24 protein-coding genes are annotated in these 20,485 nt (G+C 26.8%); 23 read left to right on the forward strand and 1 reads right to left on the reverse strand.

Annotated features, from left to right (window positions below):
• The first annotated feature begins 1 nt into the window (after position 1).
• The 4 genes from AAHM98_RS07765 to AAHM98_RS07780 all read left to right on the forward strand — a co-directional run bounded on the left by AAHM98_RS07765 (position 2) and on the right by AAHM98_RS07780 (position 3,402).
• Entirely contained in the window at positions 2-424 is a 423-nt protein-coding gene (locus tag AAHM98_RS07765; protein ID WP_342277259.1) for an alkaline phosphatase, read from the forward strand.
• Positions 424-1,320 (forward strand): hypothetical protein, encoded by an 897-nt coding sequence (locus tag AAHM98_RS07770; protein ID WP_342276266.1) that lies wholly within the window; start codon positions 424-426, stop codon positions 1,318-1,320. The genes AAHM98_RS07765 and AAHM98_RS07770 overlap by 1 nt, the downstream gene beginning before the upstream one ends.
• A 117-nt stretch (positions 1,321-1,437) precedes the next feature.
• Complete coding sequence (locus AAHM98_RS07775; protein ID WP_342276267.1) at positions 1,438-1,581, forward strand: hypothetical protein; 144 nt, start codon at positions 1,438-1,440, stop codon at positions 1,579-1,581.
• 195 nt (positions 1,582-1,776) lie between these two features.
• Positions 1,777-3,402: an MATE family efflux transporter gene (locus tag AAHM98_RS07780; protein ID WP_342276268.1), complete on the forward strand. Its 1,626-nt coding sequence runs from the start codon at positions 1,777-1,779 to the stop codon at positions 3,400-3,402.
• 64 nt (positions 3,403-3,466) lie between these two features.
• Here AAHM98_RS07780 and AAHM98_RS07785 read toward each other — a convergent pair whose 3' ends face one another.
• Positions 3,467-3,754: an HU family DNA-binding protein gene (locus AAHM98_RS07785; protein ID WP_342276269.1), complete on the reverse strand. Its 288-nt coding sequence runs from the start codon at positions 3,752-3,754 to the stop codon at positions 3,467-3,469.
• Positions 3,755-3,904: 150 nt separating this feature from the next.
• On the opposite strand from AAHM98_RS07785, the gene AAHM98_RS07790 reads away from it, so the two are divergent.
• From AAHM98_RS07790 to AAHM98_RS07880, 19 genes are all read left to right on the forward strand, one after another.
• Positions 3,905-4,150: a hypothetical protein gene (locus AAHM98_RS07790; protein WP_342276270.1), complete on the forward strand. Its 246-nt coding sequence runs from the start codon at positions 3,905-3,907 to the stop codon at positions 4,148-4,150.
• Positions 4,125-4,493 (forward strand): hypothetical protein, encoded by a 369-nt coding sequence (locus AAHM98_RS07795; RefSeq protein WP_342276271.1) that lies wholly within the window; start codon positions 4,125-4,127, stop codon positions 4,491-4,493. The genes AAHM98_RS07790 and AAHM98_RS07795 overlap by 26 nt, the downstream gene beginning before the upstream one ends.
• Before the next feature lie 41 nt (positions 4,494-4,534).
• Entirely contained in the window at positions 4,535-4,675 is a 141-nt protein-coding gene (locus AAHM98_RS07800; protein WP_342276272.1) for a hypothetical protein, read from the forward strand.
• A 1,493-nt stretch (positions 4,676-6,168) separates the two neighbouring features.
• Positions 6,169-7,161: an AlwI family type II restriction endonuclease gene (locus AAHM98_RS07805; RefSeq protein WP_342277260.1), complete on the forward strand. Its 993-nt coding sequence runs from the start codon at positions 6,169-6,171 to the stop codon at positions 7,159-7,161.
• The gene (locus tag AAHM98_RS07810; RefSeq protein ID WP_342276273.1) at positions 7,145-7,600 is read left to right on the forward strand and encodes a DNA adenine methylase; all 456 of its coding nucleotides are present in this window, start codon (positions 7,145-7,147) and stop codon (positions 7,598-7,600) included. The genes AAHM98_RS07805 and AAHM98_RS07810 overlap by 17 nt, the downstream gene beginning before the upstream one ends.
• Complete coding sequence (locus AAHM98_RS07815; protein WP_342276274.1) at positions 7,593-7,850, forward strand: DNA adenine methylase; 258 nt, start codon at positions 7,593-7,595, stop codon at positions 7,848-7,850. The genes AAHM98_RS07810 and AAHM98_RS07815 overlap by 8 nt, the downstream gene beginning before the upstream one ends.
• Positions 7,851-8,155: 305 nt before the next feature.
• Positions 8,156-8,929, forward strand: a complete 774-nt coding sequence (locus AAHM98_RS07820; protein WP_342276275.1) for a Dam family site-specific DNA-(adenine-N6)-methyltransferase — start codon at positions 8,156-8,158, stop codon at positions 8,927-8,929.
• 210 nt (positions 8,930-9,139) lie between these two features.
• The gene (locus tag AAHM98_RS07825; protein ID WP_342276276.1) at positions 9,140-9,382 is read left to right on the forward strand and encodes a hypothetical protein; all 243 of its coding nucleotides are present in this window, start codon (positions 9,140-9,142) and stop codon (positions 9,380-9,382) included.
• A 608-nt stretch (positions 9,383-9,990) separates the two neighbouring features.
• Entirely contained in the window at positions 9,991-10,500 is a 510-nt protein-coding gene (locus AAHM98_RS07830) for a hypothetical protein (RefSeq protein ID WP_342276277.1), read from the forward strand.
• A gap of 479 nt (positions 10,501-10,979) precedes the next feature.
• On the forward strand, positions 10,980-11,291 hold the full coding sequence (locus AAHM98_RS07835; protein WP_342276278.1) for a hypothetical protein: 312 nt from the start codon (positions 10,980-10,982) through the stop codon (positions 11,289-11,291).
• A gap of 304 nt (positions 11,292-11,595) precedes the next feature.
• Positions 11,596-12,015 (forward strand): 30S ribosomal protein S12, encoded by a 420-nt coding sequence (gene rpsL / locus AAHM98_RS07840; protein WP_308150210.1) that lies wholly within the window; start codon positions 11,596-11,598, stop codon positions 12,013-12,015.
• A gap of 14 nt (positions 12,016-12,029) precedes the next feature.
• Positions 12,030-12,497 (forward strand): 30S ribosomal protein S7, encoded by a 468-nt coding sequence (gene rpsG, locus AAHM98_RS07845; protein ID WP_342276279.1) that lies wholly within the window; start codon positions 12,030-12,032, stop codon positions 12,495-12,497.
• A 21-nt stretch (positions 12,498-12,518) separates the two neighbouring features.
• Complete coding sequence (gene fusA / locus AAHM98_RS07850) at positions 12,519-14,615, forward strand: elongation factor G (protein WP_342276280.1); 2,097 nt, start codon at positions 12,519-12,521, stop codon at positions 14,613-14,615.
• A 119-nt stretch (positions 14,616-14,734) separates the two neighbouring features.
• Positions 14,735-15,979 carry an elongation factor Tu gene (gene tuf, locus AAHM98_RS07855; protein ID WP_342276281.1) on the forward strand — a complete coding sequence of 415 codons (1,245 nt, stop codon included), beginning with the start codon at positions 14,735-14,737 and terminating at the stop codon, positions 15,977-15,979.
• Between the two features lie 116 nt (positions 15,980-16,095).
• Positions 16,096-16,743 (forward strand): nitroreductase family protein, encoded by a 648-nt coding sequence (locus AAHM98_RS07860; protein WP_342276282.1) that lies wholly within the window; start codon positions 16,096-16,098, stop codon positions 16,741-16,743.
• Between the two features lie 24 nt (positions 16,744-16,767).
• Positions 16,768-17,565, forward strand: coding sequence for a hypothetical protein (locus tag AAHM98_RS07865; RefSeq protein WP_342276283.1), 798 nt, complete (start codon positions 16,768-16,770; stop codon positions 17,563-17,565).
• A gap of 174 nt (positions 17,566-17,739) precedes the next feature.
• Positions 17,740-18,114, forward strand: a complete 375-nt coding sequence (locus tag AAHM98_RS07870) for a hypothetical protein (protein WP_342276284.1) — start codon at positions 17,740-17,742, stop codon at positions 18,112-18,114.
• Positions 18,115-18,790: 676 nt separating this feature from the next.
• A complete protein-coding gene (locus tag AAHM98_RS07875) occupies positions 18,791-19,633 on the forward strand; it encodes an energy-coupling factor transporter ATPase (protein ID WP_342276285.1) in 843 nt (280 codons plus the stop codon).
• Positions 19,609-20,484, forward strand: coding sequence for an energy-coupling factor transporter ATPase (locus AAHM98_RS07880; protein WP_342276286.1), 876 nt, complete (start codon positions 19,609-19,611; stop codon positions 20,482-20,484). The genes AAHM98_RS07875 and AAHM98_RS07880 overlap by 25 nt, the downstream gene beginning before the upstream one ends.
• Position 20,485: the final 1 nt, after the last annotated feature.

Genomic DNA, 20,485 nt, shown 5'->3' on the forward strand with positions numbered 1-20,485 from the left:
ATTATTTTCCTTTTTCTATTATGTTAATCCTGATTTAGCAGGTCATTCACGTGAATGAAATAGCGAAGAATATTACCGAGCCATCAATCAAACAGATAAATATATTGGTGGAATTATTCAAGATTTAAAAGATTTAACAATGTGGGATGATACATTATTAATCATTAGTTCCGACCATGGAGGAGTTTCTCAATATCATGGTCATGGTGCTAATGCAGAAGAAGAAATTCCCTTATTATTTTTTGGAAAGTGTATCCCTAAACATGGTATTATTCCTGATAAAATTAAAATCTATGATATCCCAGCTACTATTGCTTGATTATTAGATATAGTAAATCAACCACCCATTTGGGATGGAGAACCAATTTTAACACCATTTTTTGATATGACTAATATGTATGAACATAGTGAGGATTTTAAATAATGACTAATATGGGAAATAAAGTAAATATTAATGGTATTAAATTAATAATTGCGATTGCCATAAGTTTTATGGTTTGGTCTAATGTGCAAAATGTGACATTAAATGCGGGTGGTAGTTTACATGCTTTCAATGCTTATTTTTCTTCACCAATGATGTATGTTATTTTATTAGGTTTTGGTTATTTAAGTTGTTATAATAATTTTAGTTGAAAAGATTATGGTAAGTTTTTAATAGCATTAGCAATTTTATGTTTAATTACTAGTTTTATGTATTTAGATTTCTTTGCATTTAAAGAAGGATATATCACAACAAGTTATATGATAGGTTCATGATTTAAATTATTATTTTTTGATTATGGGAAATGAATGATATGGATTATTGTTGGTGGCAGTGCTTTTATTAAATTACTTATTAATAAATATGGTAATAATAAAAATCTTTGCGATATTGTTAGACTAATTTTTTTAATAGTAACAGTATTAGTTGTTAGCATTGTTTTTAAAGTAATTACTAAACTTTATATTTATAATAATTTTAATGAAAATTTACTTTATATTTCATTTCGTGAAGGTGGATTTTTACAATTAATTCCAGGAATGATGATGTTTATGGTTGGAGTTAATATTTGATGATGAATTGTTTGAGGAGAAATTAAACGTGTTGTTTTATATTCATATCTTAGTTTTTCTTGCTTTATTGTTGTTACAACTTTACGGATGATGTTTGATTTTCCTTTAATTTATTGAGATATTACCGAGCAACTACAAGCTGTGTTTCTTTTTATACCTTTTATCATGTTAAGCATTAGTAGTTACAAATGTGTAGATTTTCTATTTTATGGAATCATTTTCATCGCTTTCTTTAATATTGCTTTTAATAAACTTATTGGTGTTTAGTTTGTATTAGGTTTATTATTACGTGTTATTTTTGGTTTAAATACAGCACGAAGAACAGTAGAATTTGTCAACAATAATCTTTTTATTGCTTTATTATATTCATTACTTAAAACTTATTTGTTATTAATATTTTGTGGTTGATTATCACCTAAGTATTTTAAACTGTTTAAAATTAAAGTTGAGTTTTTAAAACCAAAAATTAAAAAACAAATCAGTGTTAAAGAAAAACATGGTATAGCAATGAGTAAAATAGAAAATTAAAACTAATATTGTTAATATGTAAACTAAAGAGTTTAAAATTTTTAAAATAATTATGTAAGATACATCAATAATTTCAAGTAAATGAGTTATACTTATAAGCGAGATGTTTACGTCAAAGAACATTAATAAACTGTTTGTTTCTTGTATGTCAAAATATAAGAATTTTATTTTGATTATGATTAGAAAGGAGAAATTATGGATAAAATCACACAAACTAAAGAAACAGTAAATAATAAAGCCACAAAAAATTTAGCTAAAAAATTAAAACGACAAGCAATTTTTACAACAGCTAAACCATGAAAAGCAATTTTTATGATGGTAACTCCGACCATTATTGCTATTATTATTTTTTCTACTTATCAAATTTTTGATAAATGAATCGCCACCCAATGAGGTGGTAATAATATTATTAGTAATTACAGTAATCCCAGTTTAATAATTCCTACTGACCAAGCATTAAAAATTATTAATATTGCTACAACCTATGCAGCAGTCCCATCATCGATGATGGTAGCATTTGCCCTATTAATTTCCACAGGAACAGGAATTAAGTATTCTATTGCCTATGGAAAAAACAAACGTGAACGCATGTCACAATATTTGGGTAATGGTTTTTTATTATCATTCATTATTTCTATTATTTTTATGATAACTATGTATTTTAGTTGTCAAAGTATTATTGAATTTCAAGCAGGTAGTGTTTCTGGAGCAACCGATCCTGCTATTAGAGTTATCATTATTAAAGAGGCAGTCCGTTTTTCACGAATTTTAATTTTAGCAACTCCGTTTTTATTTTTTGCTAACTTCTGAATTTCATTACTACGTAGTGAAGGGATGATGTTGTGAACTATTTTAATTAATGTCCTTGCTTGTTTAGTAAATTTATCATTAGACTTTATTTTAGTTATCCCTGGTAAAATGGGAATGGAAGGAACAGCTTACGCTACTATCATTGCTTGAGCAAGTATTAATTTAATGGCTATTACTATTATTTGACGTAGTGGTTCTAACATCTGATTTAATTTAGTACATTTAAAATTAAAAAAAGCATTTGTGATAGGTATTTTACTAATCGGTGCCACATCATTATTACAAAATATTGCTCAAAGTGTCTTAGCTATGGTTACAACTAAAATTTTAAATTTGTTACCACCTCCAGATTATCATGTTGGTGATAGTAGTATTCCCGTTTATGTCCAATTATATGGTGGAATTATGCCGTGATTAATTTTAATTAATGCACCAATTATTGGAATTACGCAAGGAGCGCAAGCATTAGTTGGTTATGTTTATGGAACAAAAGACTTTAATCGCGTTTGACAATTAATGTGACGTTTAACATTATTATTACTCTTACTATTAATAGCCTCATTTCTATTAGTAGTAATTGCAGGTCAATATATGATGCATTTCTTTGGTGTTGATTTAGCAATGGCTGAACATTTTAAGATTTATATCATTATGCAATTTGCATTTTATCCGTTAGCAACATTACATTATATTGCTGTTATTTTTTATCAATCAGTTAATCGTGGTAAAATTTCTCTATTTGCTAGTCTGCAACGTACTATTATTATGCCTATTATTTGTTCAGGATTAGGATATGTTGTTGCCAAAAGTACTGCTGATGGTTTCTATTTTTATTTATTTATTGGTTTTATTGATTTATTTGCAGCATTTATATTGTTACCTTTATTAGGTTATACATTTTGAAAAGCACGACCTTTTATTCGTGTTACCAAAGACCAAACTACGGGAACTATTAGTAAATTTGAAAATAATTCCGAATTGGAAATAGTAGAAACAATAGTATTAGAATAGTTTTATTATATTAGATTCTATGTACTTAAGTGAAAGGCACTTTGATTAACAAAGTGCCTTTAAACTATTTTTTTCCTTTATCATTTACCATTTGTTTTAATTTCTTACATGAATTAAATTTAACAACACGTTGTTTATCAATCATAATTGATTCACCTGTTTTAGGATTTACTCCTCTACGGGCTTTACGAGTTTTAATTGTAAATGTACCAAAGTTTCTTATTGTAACATCTTCTCCCCGCTCTAAAGTCAGAATAATTTTTTCAAACATAGCTTCTAAAGCATCCTTATAATCTGCTTCTGAACTTTGTAATTCTTTTTGAACCACTTTAATAATTTGTTTTTTTTGCATAAGAATTTCAACCCTTTCCTCATAACCAATCATCATAAATATATTAAAAAATACCTTAAATGATAGTATAATTATATAACATTTTTCAAAAAAGCCATGGTTAATGAAAATTCTAAAACTGAATTTCCCATAATAGTAATAAACTAAAGCATGAAAATGACTTTTTCCGTTACTTTTCAGATTTTTTTAGATATTATGTTTCTTAAACAAAAAATCTTTGGAGATATCAAATATGAGAAATATGAAACTTTTATTAAGATTAAATATGAGCATTTCCTCGTACCTATTAGTAAAATATTTCATATACAACCAATTGATTATATGTTAAAATTAGTGGCAACGACTTATAAAAACCTTGGAGGAATAAAACATGAAAAGTATGAAAACAATAATTAGACTGTTAGGTGCTGTAGTACTAACAACAGCGTCACTAACAACAGTTGTGGCTTGTGGTAATAAAGCAAGAACCTTACAAAATGATGTTGATGATATTATTACTGCTTTAAAATCAGGTGTCCAAGGTAAAGATTTAACTAGTGGAACTAGTACCCAAAAAGATGCTTTAGATTTATTCCAAGCAGCAGCAGACTTTATTAATAAAGATGCTATTGTAACACTAGCAGTACCGGCTGATGCAACAACACCATTGGTTAAAGGTGATAGTACTATTCAAGTTATCATTACACTTAAAACTATAATTAGTTCTATCAATGAAGCCAACATTGTTGGTGTAAAATAAGACAATTAAATAAAATAAGAAATACTCAAACTGAAGCCTTTATGCAATGTTTAAATGATTCTGTATTTGGTCAATGATGAAGTGATTTTATTGCTTATTATTATTGAGATTATAAAATTACTGATAGTGAAATAGAAGCAATTATGACAGGTAAATGGTTTTTTATGCTTGTCTTAATGTAAATTGTAAGTATACAACAGTTAGCGTAGAAAATGTAAATGTAATATAAAGAAAAAAATTATATTACCTGAATTTTTGAAAACTTACTTTATAATAAAATTAAATAATTAAAAAATAAGTTTGAGTGATATGATGGGGACATATAAAATAGAATATAATGAATTATTTAAAAGATATTAGTGGTTCTATAAGGGCATGTTTTAGTTTTTTAGTTATTTTTTAGGTTGTTTATATCTATTTTTAATAATTTTGTTCTATACCTTGACCATTTAAATAAAAGTTGTCATTAACGATTGTTTGATTTCTTTTTAATTCATGATAAATGGTGTTTATGTGATAACCGTAAGCAAGAGCGAAAAAAGTATGAAAAATAAAAACAGTACTCTAATGTATAAGAAATTATAATAATAAAATGATTTGATAGATAGTAACTATTTTAAATGTTTAATTCATAAAATGCATACTCATGAATTACCAAAATTATAGAAACTAAGTATTATGTTTGATATAATTTTTAAGTGATAAAAATAATTTTAATTTATTTTAGCAAAGTAATTTTAAACATAATAGAAATGAGTTGCGTTTATGGGGATTTTGTTTAATAATAAAAAGTTTTATTGAAATTTTGGTACAACATCTTTTAGAAATAAACAATTGAAAGAAAAAAATATCATTATTTTGAAGGCTTTAAATTCATTTTGAAATGAAGCCTTGTTTAAAAAATGAGACAATTATTCTCAAGAGCAATTTTATGAAGTATTAATGCAAAAAGGAAAGATAAAGATGCTAGACAAATCACATCATCTCTCTATCAATTTGGCTTAGTAACAGTAGACAGAACAGAAAAGTTACAGAAGTAGGAAATGAACTAATTAGAATTGTTAATGAAGAAATTATAGAAGAAAATTTTTTATGTATTTCATCAGAGTCTTATCTTTATTTTTTACAATTTTTAAAAATGCAATTTGAAGAGATATCTCCTATAAATGTTTTAATTTCTTTACTATTAAAAAATCAGATTATTTCATTTGATTTTGCAAAATATTTTTTACCTTTAATTACTACTAACAAGAAGTATAATCTGATTAATAAGTTAAAAAAAGTCGACATGTCAGAGGAATATATAAATGAAAAATTAACTGAATTAATTTTTTTAGAAGACAATTATAAAGAACTTGCAAAACACTTTTTTTTACAAAAATAAAAGATTTAAATCTTTTTTCAAATGTTGTTGTAGATAGAAAATCATCTATGGTTAGTTCTCAATTTTATTTAGATTTATATAATTCATTGGTAGAATTTTATAAAACTGGAAAAATAACAAGCATTGATAAAACTTTTTTAAAACATAAAGATTTAAATTCAGCTAAAAAATGAAAAAAAGTTATTATATATAAGAAAAAAAGTAAACTCTGATTATCTTTCTAAAATCCCGTGAAATCAGTTTGATGATTATTTTATAAAAACATTACATTGTTTAAGAATAAAAAGCACTTTAGAGGATTATTTTGATTTAAATTGTCGACATTTAAGAATGACCGATATATTTAATTTTGACTTAAAATTAATATCTTTGGTATCTAATGTAGAAAAAGTATTCAAAATAATTGAATCTCAATTTACTTTACTAAATGACTCTAAAAATTTAGAAAAAATAATAGATATTGTTATGATTAATGAATGGTTTAAAGATATAAATAATAAAGTTTTAAAACATTATAATATTATTGAATCTGAACCAAATTCATTGAGAAAATTTGCACAAATAATAAATAATGAGAAAGAAGAAAAATTTCTAAAATTTATTAATGAAAAATTTACAACTGAGTTTTTAATTAATGTCATGACATTATTTGAAGATAGAAAAAATGATGATAAAATATGAAAAAATATTAGTGATGAAGCAACTATTCCAGCAATTTATGAATATATAGTTACAATAGTATGATGAAAAATATTAAAAAAAGAAGTTAAAATATATGATTTATTTAAAAATAAGATAGATGCTAACTTTTTGCCTATTCATCATACAACAGGGTTAAAGGCTGATATATTTTTTGAAATTGAAGGATTGTATGATGTACCTTCACACACATTACTTATTGAGGTCACATTAAGTGAAAACAAGGGTCAAAGAAAAATGGAATTAGAACCTGTACATAGACACACTTTGGATCAAGTTATTAAAAATATTAATTTAAATAAAACGGTGCTTACTTATTTTATTTCACCAAATATTGATGAAATAATTTATCAAATGTTTAGAAATTATTCAAAATTTCCAATGTTTATAAAAGATAAAAACATAGAAGGGGTTAATATTATGCCGCTTACAAATAGTATATTAAGCAAAATATTGCAAAATAATATAGATTATAAATTTTTGTATGATTTAACTATTGATACTATAAATAGTTCATATAATAAAATGGATTGATTTAAAAAGTTTGAAAATAATATTTTTAGTTATAATGAAAAAAATATATAATCGTAGATATATGGGTGGTAAAAATAAAATCATTCCACATATAATAAATATTATTAACAATTTAAATATTGAGTTTTCAACTTTTTATGAACCATTTGGAGGAACTGGAGTAGTATCATATGAACTAGCTAAAAAATTTGAATTAAAAACTGTGTATATTAATGATTTTCTATCTTCAAATTTTATTATTTATAATGCTGTTTTCGGACATAGAAAATGCGATTACAATAAATTAAATAATTTAATAAAAGCTTTTAATTCTAATGATTATTTTGATAACTATTTTGTGTCTAATTTTGGAAATAAATTTTTTTCTAATGAAACTGCTGATAAAATTGGTGGTATTAGGCAAAAGATTCAAGAATTTTATGATAAAAAAGAAATTAACTACTATGAATTTTGTTCGCTAATAACTTCATTAATATATTTCTATGGATAGAATTGCTAATACTGTAGGACATTATGATGCTTATATTAAAAATGGATTATTAGATAAAAAAATTTTTTTAGAGTTAGTAGAACCATTAATGAATAATTCAGAATTTTTTATTTCTAATGCTGACATTACTTTGGAAAATAATTTGCCTTATGCTGATATAGTATATTTAGATCCTCCATATAACTCTAGACAGTATAGTTCAGCTTACCATTTGTTAGAAAACATTACAGAATGAAAAAAAGAGATGTAGTAGGAGCTGCTAGCAAAATTAATTTAAAAATTTAAATAGTAAATTTTCTTTAAACACAGCTAAAATTGAATTTGAAAAATTAATATTTAAAATAAATGCTAAATATATAATTGTTTCGTATAATGATACATATAAAAAAGAAAGAACCCGTTCTTCAGCAATCATGAGTAGCTCTGATATTATTGACATTCTCTCTAAGCGAGGAAATGTTCAGTTTTATGACATTAAGACTAATGCATTTAACACTGGTAAAACATTAGATAAAAAGATAAATGAAAAATTATTTGTATGTGAGGTGAAAAACAATGAAAATTAAATCTCCCTTAAATTATACAGGAGATAAATTTGCAATAATTGATGAAATTAAAAATTTATCTCCTAAAGACATTAATACTTTTTATGATGTATTTTGTGGTGGCGGGAATGTTTTAATTAATGTAAATGCTCAAAAATATGTAGGTATTGATAATAATATTAAATTAATTGATTTATTAAACTTTTTAAAAACTAGAACAAAAAATGATATTGATAAAATGATTACAGATATAGTTGAAGAATATAATTTAACTAAATCATGAGAAAAAGGTTATATATATTATGGTGTTGATTCGAGTAAAGGTTTATCACTAATAAATTCATATAATTTTATACGGTTAAGAAATGATTATAATTTTTCTCAAAGTATAATTAAATTATTAGTATTATTATTTTATTCATTTAATAATCTTTTCAGATTTAATTCTAAAGGACAATATAATGTTCCTGTTGGAAAAAGAGATTATAATAAAAATATTCAAAGAAATTTAGAATTATTTATTGAAAGAATTCACAAAATAAAACCAACTTTTATTAATCTAAATTTTTTAGATTTAAACAAATTAAATATTGCAAAAAATGACTTTATATATTTTGATCCACCATATTTAATTACTGAAGCAGAATATAATCTAATGTGAACACAAGAAAACGATAATGAATTAATGAAATTATGTGATTTTTTAACTAAAAAAAATAGAAAATTTGCAATGTCTAATGTCATAAAACATGATGAAAAAACAAATGTTGAATTAATTAATTAATTGAATTAAAAAAAAATAAAAACTCTAAAAGTATTGAGGTTTTAATAACAAATTATTAATTTGTATTATAATATCACCGTATACAACTTGGATACATTTAAACACAAAGTAGGTTTATTCTATTTTGTGTTTTTTGTATTCCCTTGTGTGTTGACAAATAATTTAATTATATAATTTAATTATTTAAAAACCAAAAAGGAATAAATTTTTATGATACAAAAAATCCAAGCTAGTAATAATGTATTACAAGAAGCTATTAATCGTGATAGGAGAAATAAAATAGAAATAACTAATGATACTCTTGAAGAAGTGAAATTAATTGTCCATGATTTAGACAAAGCTTTTGCAGGTGAGAAAATTGACTGAAATAAATACAACGATACCCATGATAAAGCAATTATTGATTTCATAATTAAGATAGTAGAGGCAAGATTTCATTCCAGATTCAAATAAATATTTTTTTGGTTTTAGCAAACAATTAAAATGATTGAATATTTTTTGAAATTCTAATTGAAAAAAGATAATTATTTTCTTATAATAATTAGGCTTTAGTTAATGGTGTTAAAACATGAAGCTACCTTGGAAGTAATAAAGGGGAACACTAACATTTAGTTACTATGATTAATTAATTGTTAGACACTACAAAAGATTAGAACTGGTAAACTTCCCAGTAACAAAAATCTAATTATTTTTGGGTCACTATTTTCTAGAAATAGTGATTTTTTGTTTTTAAATATATTATTTATTAATATAATAATCCAATTAAAACAGAATATATTTTTAAACCGTTTTGTAGTTAGTCTTGATTTAGTTATAGTTTTTAGATTTTTTACGCTGACTTATTTCTAACAAAAGTTATAATACTTTATATTGGTTTTAAAGTTAGGTAAAGATTGGATTGATAATATATGCCAGGTGTTCTAAACAATTATGAATATACTTATCAAAATTTTAATGAAGTTAAATACTTTGATTATAAAGAAGAAGATTCAAATCAAAGAATATTAGCATAAACAAAAAAAGATTATGAACAATTAGACCAAGAAATTCGTAATTCAAAAATGCGTAAACAAAAAGGATATATCATTAAGGGCTATATTCCTAGAAAAATTATCACTATCTTTGGTGAAGTTAGCATTATCAGAACTAAATATCAATATTATAATCAAGAAGAAGCCAAAAATAAAACAGCTTATTTATTGAATAATTATGTTCAAATTGAGCGTTATAAAAGAATGAATTTACATTTAAGACTAGCAATTACGCATCAACTATCAACAAGAAAACGCCAACGTGATATCGTAGATCAGTTTAAAGCAACAGAAATTACTAGAGCAAGTATTTCAAGTTTAGCAAGAACAATTGATACAAAAGACTTAAATGAAGAATCCCTTTATTGAGATTATAAAATTCCCAAGGAAATTGCTAAAAAACAATATATTTATCTTAATGTTGATGATATATTTACATCATTACGAGAAAATAAAGTTAAAGGTGAATACCGAATTCGCTTAGCTGTTAGTCATTTAGATCATGTTGATAGCCATGCCAAACGTAAAGAGTTAGTATAAAAGCATGGCTTTTACTTAATTGCTAAAATTCCTGTAACAAAAAGTAGTATCCCAACAATTGAATATGCAGAACAAGTATATAAACAATTAACAGTCTTTTATGGTGATATTAGTGATAAAAAAATTATTGTTTGTGGTGGTGTTACTTGAATTCAAGAGTTAGCTAAATGTTTATCTGCTGATTATGTTTTAGATAAGTATCATATTGCCAGTTTTATTTATAAAACATTCCCCCACCGCAGAAAAAGTAAAATTAAGATTAAAAGTATTCAAAAACAAGAAACTAATACTTTACATAAAGGAATCTATGAAAGATGTAATGAATTTTAAATAAGGGTGATATTGATTCATTAATTTTATCTATTTCATTAAGTGATTTTAAATAAAGAATTAATGAATTAATCACTTATGTTGTTAATCGTCAAGATGGTATTAATAACTATAAAAAACCATACTACATTAGATCGCAAACTGAAGCAATGGTTTCTCATCTTGTTAAGTCTATTAAAGGCTATGGTGCTAAACTTTATAATGTTAAAACTTTTGTTAATTTGCTTAATCTTAGATTGGGCTACATTAATCAATTAAGTCCAGTTGATATTTATTGTGATAAGGTATTTGAAATTGCTGAAATTAAGAAAAACTATTTTGCTGAGAACTTGTGAATTAAGGATAAAGATAATAAGTGAACTGAGCCAGTAGAACAATATAAAATTACCATTATTAATGGTAAGAAATCGCAAATCAGTACCATGTTATATCATTTGGTTAATGGTACTAAGATTTATTAAAATAAAAAACACTATTATTATTGATATTGAATTATATCAATTTTTGTATTTCTTAAATTTCGATAAGTAATCAAATTTATTGTTATATTTTAAAAATTATGTTTTAATATAGGTAACTTAAATGGGATAAGGAGTATATTTCTTTATTACTCTTTATGTGACAAAAATAATATTCAATCTTTTTTTAAAAATAATTTGACTATTACCCCTAAAAACTGGTATTATACTTATTGGACTAAATTTTGATACACTAGGACTTGTGTATATAATTAATCTTTACATTTTAGAAGGAGGCTTGCAATTAATGCCAACAATGAATCAGTTAGTACGTAATGGACGTAAAACTAAAAAGTATAAATCAAAATCTCCAGCATTAAATGTTGGATATAATTCATTATCAAAAAGAACATTTGGAATTAGTTGTTCTCAAAAAAAAGGTGTAGTTACCCGTGCTGGAACTATGACACCTAAAAAACCTAACTCAGCGTTAAGAAAATACGTTCGTGCTCGTTTAACTAATGGGATGGAAGTTACTGCTTACATTGGAGGAGAAGGACACAACTTACAAGAACATGCTATTGTTTTAATTCGTGGAGGAAGAGTAAAAGACTTGCCTGGAGTTAGATATCACGTAGTACGTGGAGTTGCTGATACTGCAGGAGTTGCTAAACGTAACCAAAGTCGTTCTCTATACGGAACTAAAAAACCAAAAGATAAAAAATAAGGAGGGAAAAATCAATGCGTAAGAATCAAGCTATTAAAAGAGAGTTAGTTGCCGATCCAGTATTTAAATCAAAAGTTGTAACACAACTTATTAATTCAATTATGACTGACGGTAAAAAAAGTGTAGCACAAAAAATTGTTTACAATGCCTTTAAAATTGTTACCGAAAAAACAAAAGAAGAACCGTTAACAGTATTTGAAAAAGCTATTGCTAACATTACACCACAACTAGAAATTAAAACAAGAAGAATTGGTGGTGCTAACTACCAAGTTCCAATTGAAGTTAGTGAAATTCGTAAAGGAACACTTGCTATCCGTTGATTAGTTGCTTACTCAAAAGCAAGACACGGAAGAAGTATGGAAGAAAAATTAGCAGCTGAAATTATGGATGCTTATACAGGTAATGGTTCATCAATCAAAAAACGTGATGAAATTCACCGTATGGCTGAATCTAATAAAGCGTTTGCTCATTATAAATGATAATAATATAAAGGAGAAAATTAAATGTCAGAAATATCAGGTCGCCAATATTCACTAGCACATACTAGAAATATCGGAATTATGGCTCATATTGACGCTGGTAAAACTACAACTACTGAACGTGTGTTATACCATACTGGTAAAATCCATAAAATTGGTGAAGTGCACGAAGGTGCAGCTACTATGGACTGAATGGCACAAGAACAAGAACGTGGAATTACTATTACTTCAGCAGCAACTACTGCTGTTTGAAGAAACTACCGTATTAACATCATTGACACCCCAGGTCACGTTGACTTTACTGTTGAAGTTGAACGTTCACTTCGTGTTTTAGATGGTGCAGTTGCTGTATTAGACGCCCAAACGGGTGTTGAACCACAAACTGAAACTGTTTGAAACCAAGCAACGAGATATAATGTTCCAAGAATTGTTTTTGCTAACAAAATGGATAAAACTGGTGCTGACTTTGCACATTCAATCCAAACATTAAAAGACAGACTAGGTGCCAATGCCCATGCTATTCAATGACCAATTGGTGCTGAAGATGCATTTGACGGAATCATTGACATTATCGAGATGAAAGCTTATCACTTTGACGGTAAACCTAATGAAGATTATAAAGAAATTCCAATCCCTGATGATTTAAAAGATGAAGTTGAAATTAGACGTCATGAATTACTTGAAGCGCTTTGTGAGTATGATGATGAAATAATGAATTTATTCTTAGAAGAAAAAGAAGTACCAGTTGTATTAATCAAAAAAGCGATTCGTAAAGCTACTATTGATGCTAAGTTCTTCCCTGTTTTATGTGGAAGTGCCTTTAAAAATAAAGGTGTTAAATTAATGCTTGATGCTGTTATTGATTACTTACCTTCACCGCTAGATGTTCCTGCCATTAAAGGAATCCTACCAAATGGTAAAGAAGATGTTCGTAAATCAAGTGATAGTGAACCATTCTCAGCTTTAGCTTTCAAAGTTATGACTGACCCCTTTGTTGGAAGATTAACTTTCTTTCGAGTATACTCAGGTACATTAGATGCAGGAAGTTACATTTTAAATTCAACAAAAGACAAAAAAGAACGTGTTGGACGTATTGTTCAAATGCATGCTAATAGTCGTCAAGAAATTAAAAAAGTATATGCTGGTGATATTGCTGCTATTGCTGCGTTAAAAGATACAACTACTGGTGATACTTTATGTGATGAAAAACATGAAATCATTCTTGAAAAAATGGTATTCCCAGAACCAGTTATTTCACTAGCTTTAGAACCAAAAACTAAAGCCGATCAAGAAAAAATGGGGATAGGATTACAAAAACTAGCAGAAGAAGACCCAACTTTCCGTGTTGCAACAGATAAAGAGACTGGACAAGTAATTATTTCAGGAATGGGAGAATTACACTTAGACATCTTAACTGACCGTCTAAAACGTGAATTCAAAGTGGAAACTAACGTTGGTAATCCACAAGTTGCTTACCGTGAAACGATTAAAGCAGTTTGTGAAAAAGCCGAAGGTAAGTATATTCACCAATCTGGAGGAAAAGGGCAATATGGTCATGTTGTTATTAAATTTGAACCAAACCCTGATAAAGGATTTGAATTCGTTGATAAAATCGTTGGTGGTAAAGTTCCTCGTGAATATATTAAACCTGTTGAAGCTGGTTTAATTAAATCACTTGCTAATGGTTTAATTGCTGGATACCCAGTAATTGATGTTAAAGCAACGCTATATGATGGTTCATTCCATCCAGTTGACTCTTCAGAAAATGCTTTTAATATCGCTGCTTCGAAAGCACTACAAGATAATAAAGACTTATTAAAACCAGTGTTATTAGAACCAATTATGGATGTTGAAGTAGTTATCCCTGAAGATTACTACGGTTCTATTGTTGGTAAAATCTCTGGTAAAAGAGGGACAATTGTTAGTGATGATATGAGAGGTCATTCTAAAGTTGTTAGATGTAAAGTACCACTTTCTGAAATGTTCGGATATGCTACTGAATTACGTTCAATGACCCAAGGGCGTGGAACATATACAATGTCATTCTCACATTATGAAGAAGCACCAAAATCAGTTACGGAAGCAATTGTTGGTAAGTACAAAAAAGTAAGAATTTCTTAAAAATAACGATAATTTAATTGCAAGTAATGGAACTTTACTTTAAAATTACTGTAGTGTTTAATTATAATGTTAAATAAAATATCAAAATAAAATTAGTACATTCAAGGAGGAATTATAAAATGGCAGAAGTAAAGAAAAAGCCTGCAGCTACAGGCCCAAAGCAAAAATTCGAACGTGGTAAACCGCACGTTAACGTTGGAACAATTGGTCACGTTGACCATGGTAAGACAACATTAACAGCTGCAATTACTGACTACTGTTCAAAACATGAAAAAGATGGGTACAAAGGTGTTTCTAAAGGATATGCTGATATTGATGCAGCTCCTGAAGAAAAAGCACGTGGTATTACCATCAACACTGCTCACGTTGAGTACGAAACTCCAAAACGTCACTATGCTCACGTTGACTGTCCAGGCCACGCTGACTACATTAAAAATATGATTACTGGTGCTGCGCAAATGGATGGTTCAATCTTAGTTGTTGGTGCTACAGATGGTCCAATGCCGCAAACTCGTGAACACATTTTACTTGCTCGTCAAGTTGGTGTTAAAAACATTGTTGTTTTCTTAAACAAATGTGACCTTATGGAAGATGAAGATATGTTAGAACTAGTTGAAATGGAAATTCGTGAATTATTAACTAAATACGAATTCGATGGAGACAACACACCAATCATTCGTGGTTCTGCCAGAGGGGCTCTTGATGGAAAACCTGAATGACAAACAAAAATCAAAGAATTATTAACTGCTATGGATGAATGAATTCCAACTCCAGTTAGAGATGTTGAAAAACCATTATTATTAGCGGTTGAAGATGTATTTACTATTACCGGACGTGGAACTGTTGCTACGGGAAGGATTGAACGTGGAACTTTAAAGAAAAATGAAGAAATTGATATTGTTGGTATTAACAATGGACACAAAAAAGTTGTTGTTACAGATATTGAAATGTTCAGAAAATTCTTAGATGAAGCTTATGCTGGAGATAACGTTGGAGTATTATTACGTGGAATCAAACGTGAAGATGTACAACGTGGACAAGTTATTTGTAAACCAGGATCTGTTACACCACATACTAAATTTAAAGCTGAAGTTTATATCTTAAGTAAAGAAGAAGGTGGACGTCATACTTCATTCCACGTTGGATACCGCCCACAATTCTATTTCCGTACAACAGATGTTACAGGAAGTATGGATGACTTTAAAAACAAAGGTGAAAAAGCTGAAATGATTATGCCTGGCGATAACGTAACTATTGCTGTTGAATTAATTCACCCAGTTGCCCTTGAAAAAGGAACACAATTCTCAATCCGTGAAGGTGGAAGAACTGTTGGAGCTGGACAAGTTACTGAAATTATTAAATAATTACTTTAACTAATCTAAAATATTAAATCTTTACTCTTAAAAATAAAGAGTAAAGATTTTTTAAATATTTTATCATTTAAGTAGTAAAATTAATTTGAAGAAAAGAGTTGAAATCCATGCCTTATGTTAAGGAATTAGAAGCTATAATCTTAAATCGTAAATCAATCCGAAATTATGATAATACAAAAATAATTGCCGATAGTAAAATTAATGATATTTTAAACTATGTTCGTCATACTCCTTCTGCTTATGGTTTAGAACCATGAAAAATCTTAGTTATTAGCAACCCCAAAATTAAAAAAGAACTACAACCAATTATTAATAACCAACAACAAGTGAGTAATTGTTCTCATTTATTTATGTTACTTAGTTATAGTGGTGAAACTTTTAATACTAGTAATGATTGATTCATGAAAACTGTTATGAAAAACCGTAATTTAACCAAATCCCAATATGAAACATATAAATTAACTTTTAATAATTTCTTTGATGTCGAACAAAAAGCGCAAATCAGTCACTGAGCACAATGTCAAACTTTTATTTTGTTACAAAATTTATTATTGTTATTAACAGCACATGAAATTGATAATGTCGTGCTCGGCGGTTTTAATGAAAAACAATTATTACAATTTCTAGAAACTAACAAATTAATCGAACCTCATAAATACCATGTTGCTGTTCTAGTATGCGCTGGATATGGACACTCTTCAAAAACTAAAATCATAAAAAGTGAACCTAATGAAATTAGTGTTATTATTAAATAAGGTTTAGAGAATAAGGAAATTGTAATGCAAAAATTTAAAATAAATGATTTGGATATTGAAGTAAATATTACTAGTATTAAAAAATTTTTAGATAAAATTGAATTTCCGATTGCTATTTTTGATTTTGAAACTTTTCGTAATTTGTTACCAAAAAAGACCAATAATACTTATTCAAATGATTTTGAAAAAATTTTCTCAATTGCTATATTAGTAATTACCAAAAAAGAAGATTTAACTCCTGAAATTCTTCAACAAAAGAATCTAAAATTATTTATAAAAACATTAATTCCAAATGCTAATTTTTTAAAAAATAATAATGAATTAATAGTTTTTCAAGCCCAATTTTATAAATTTTTAATTAGCAAATTATTGAAATATCACATTAAATCATTAGTAGTGTTAGGAGCAAGAACCGAAGTTTTATTATTAAAAAATTATTTAGCCTATCATATTGATGAGGCTAAAAACAAAAGTAAAATCACTTATTTTTTCCATCATCATAAAATATTTGACTTGTATGATATTTGAAACAAAGATCATATGTTGAACTTACCTTTATATAAAAAAGGTTTACATCAAGATATTGGCGCTACTAAAAAAACATGAATGTTAATAAAAAATAATGATGAATACTGAAAAATTTTAAAACCACAATCAATTATGACTAATAATGATATTGGTCGTATTATTGATCAATATTTTTTTGATAATCTTTGTTTACTACCTACTTTTAGCAATCAAGTTGCTAATCATAATCAAAATGATGTATTAATTGGTGCTGCTATTTTATCGTTATTGTATGAACTAGTTGTTAAAAAGTAAGAAAATAATTTTAAATTTTATTTTTAATTAAGAATGCTGCTATTTTAAAAATGAGATTTCTTATAATTAACAATCATTTTATTTGCTCTAAAAAGTATATGAACAACTCATTTTTTAAATAATATATAATATAAGTGTGAGTAAATATTTTAAAAATTAAGGAGGTTTTTATATATGAAGAAGATTCAAGTTAGTTTAACTTTGGAAAAAATATTAATATTAATTGGAGCAGTATTATTTTCCTTTTTTGGTTTATTATATTCTATCAATTTTATTAATTATAATTTTTTTGGTCTTCAAGAAAGTGGAGTTTGATTTATTTTAATTGGTATTATGTATATATTAGCAACTTTTTCCACTAAGGTTTCCCCTGGAATTTGAGTTAAAGTTTGAAGCATACTTTTTATTATAATTTCTACTATTATTCTCTTAGGATTATTTATTGGTAAAAATGTTAACTATGGATATCCATGACTTTATATTAGTATTATTCCACATATTATTTTAATATTAGGTTCTGTCATGTGAATATTGAAAAGTTACAAGTAAGTAAAACAAACAAGAAATCCAAAAAATTAAAGAAATATGAATATAAATAAACGCCGTAAAAGCGTTTATTTAATGAAAATTTTATATGTAAACAATGATCACCTATCTTATTATTACACAAATATGAAATGTAAAAACTACATTTGGAATTCCCACGAGAATTTAAGAATAATTTTTAACTTTCTCTATAACTTTTAAAACTAGTAGCTATTATTATGATAGTTACTAGTTTTAGTTTTTCTGAATTAATTTAGTATCAGAGAATCTTTCTCTAATTTCTTGGGTTTTATTTTTTTATTCTTACCTTTTTTAATAAATCTTTTTCATTTTCTTAAAATATGGGTAATAATATCTGAAACATATTTTTCTTCTGAATTTAGTACAATCTTTTTTATGCCTTCTTTGTTTTTGGTTGCTATTTGTTGTTCTAAAATTTGTGATGATGCCAAGTGTATGTAAACACAAAGAGACTAATTTGACGGATGTAGTAAACTAGAATGAAATATTATCCTATTAAACAATGAAAAATGATGAAATGAATGATTTGAGATTAAAAAACAAAAATAGTTACTATTTCTATTCTTTTTTATAATTTTTATAAATTATAAATTGATATATACGAAATTACTGTTATAATTTTACTATTATAATCTTTAAAAATGGAGTTAGAATTTGTATGAGTAAATCTAAAATATCACTAAGTTTAAAAAACGTTGAATTTCGTTATAAACAAGAATATCCTAATGCTGTTGATGATGTTTCTTTTGACATTACTCATGGTGAATATATTACTATTATTGGTCATAACGGCTCTGGTAAATCAACACTATCAAAAATTATTATTGGTGTTTTACATAAACAAAAGGGAGAAATTAAACTCTTTGATGAAATTGTCACTAATAAAAATATTAAACAACTAAGAAAACATTTAGGAATTGTTTTTCAAAATCCTGATAACCAGTTTATTGGTTCTACTGTTCGTGATGATATTGCTTTTGGTTTGGAAAATCATTTAGTTCCACCAAGTAATATGCCTGCCATTATTGAGCGTGTTTCTAAAGCTGTAGGTATGGAAAAATACTTAGATCATGAACCACTGTGACTATCAGGTGGACAAAAACAACGAGTTGCTATTGCTTCTGTATTAGCTTTAGAACCTGATATCATCATTTTTGATGAAGCCACAAGTATGTTAGACCCAAAAGGTAAACGTGAAGTAAAAGAGATTATGTTGGAATTACAAAAACAACGTAATAAAACTATTATTTCTATTACCCATGATATGGATGAAATTATCAATGCTGATAAAGTTATTGTTATGAATAAAGGAAAACTAGTGCGCTATGGCACGCCAGCAGAAATACTAAAAGAATGGGAATTTCTACAAAGTATTCATCTTGATATTCCATTTGTGTTAAAAGTCTCATTAGGTCTTAAAAATAAAGGAATAAACATTGCAGAGACATTGAATGAAGAGGAGTTGATTTCTAAACTATGTCAATTAAATTCAAAGAAGTAGGCTACACTTACTCGCCCAAAACCCCTTATCAATATGAAGCATTAAAAGATATTACTGTTGATATTGATGAACATAAAATTGTTGCTGTTATTGGTGAAACTGGAAGTGGTAAATCAACTTTAGTACAACATATTAACGGTTTATTAATTCCGATGACAGGAACGGTTTCTATTAACGATTTTGTTATTAAAGCCCATCAAAGGAAAATCCGTGATATTAAAAAAATTCGTAAACAAATTGGCTTAGTATTTCAGTTTCCTGAATATCAATTGTTTGAAGAAACGATTGAACGTGATATTATGTTTGGACCTGTTAACTTTGGTGAAAAAAAAGATGTTGCTCGTGACCTAACTAAAAAATATATTAAAGTGGTAGGATTAGATGAAACTTATTTACCGCGTAGTCCCTTTGATTTATCAGGTGGTCAAAAACGAAGGGTCGCTATTGCGGGAATTCTGGCATTACAAGGTCATACGCTAATTCTTGATGAACCAACTGCTGGTTTAGATCCTGATGGTGAAAAAGAATTAATTAAACTATTTTATGATTTAAATCATAAAGAAAATAAAACTATTATTCTTGTTACTCACAATATGAATCATGTGTTAATGGTAGCTGATGAAGTTATTGTTTTACACAATACTAAAATTTATAAAAAAGCTGATCCTATCACCATTTTCCGTGATCAACAATTAATTGCTGAAACTGGCATTGAACCACCAAAAGTTTATAGTTTCTTATATAAACTAGAAGCTGCTGGGTTTGATACTTCAAAGATTAATGCTCGTAGTACTGCAGAATTAATTCAACAGTTAGAACAAATATTAGCAAAAAAAGATAAGAAAAAATAAG

Source organism: Spiroplasma endosymbiont of Nebria brevicollis (genome assembly GCF_964030895.1).
In the GTDB taxonomy this organism is placed as follows: domain Bacteria; phylum Bacillota_I; class Bacilli_A; order Mycoplasmatales; family VBWQ01; genus Spiroplasma_E.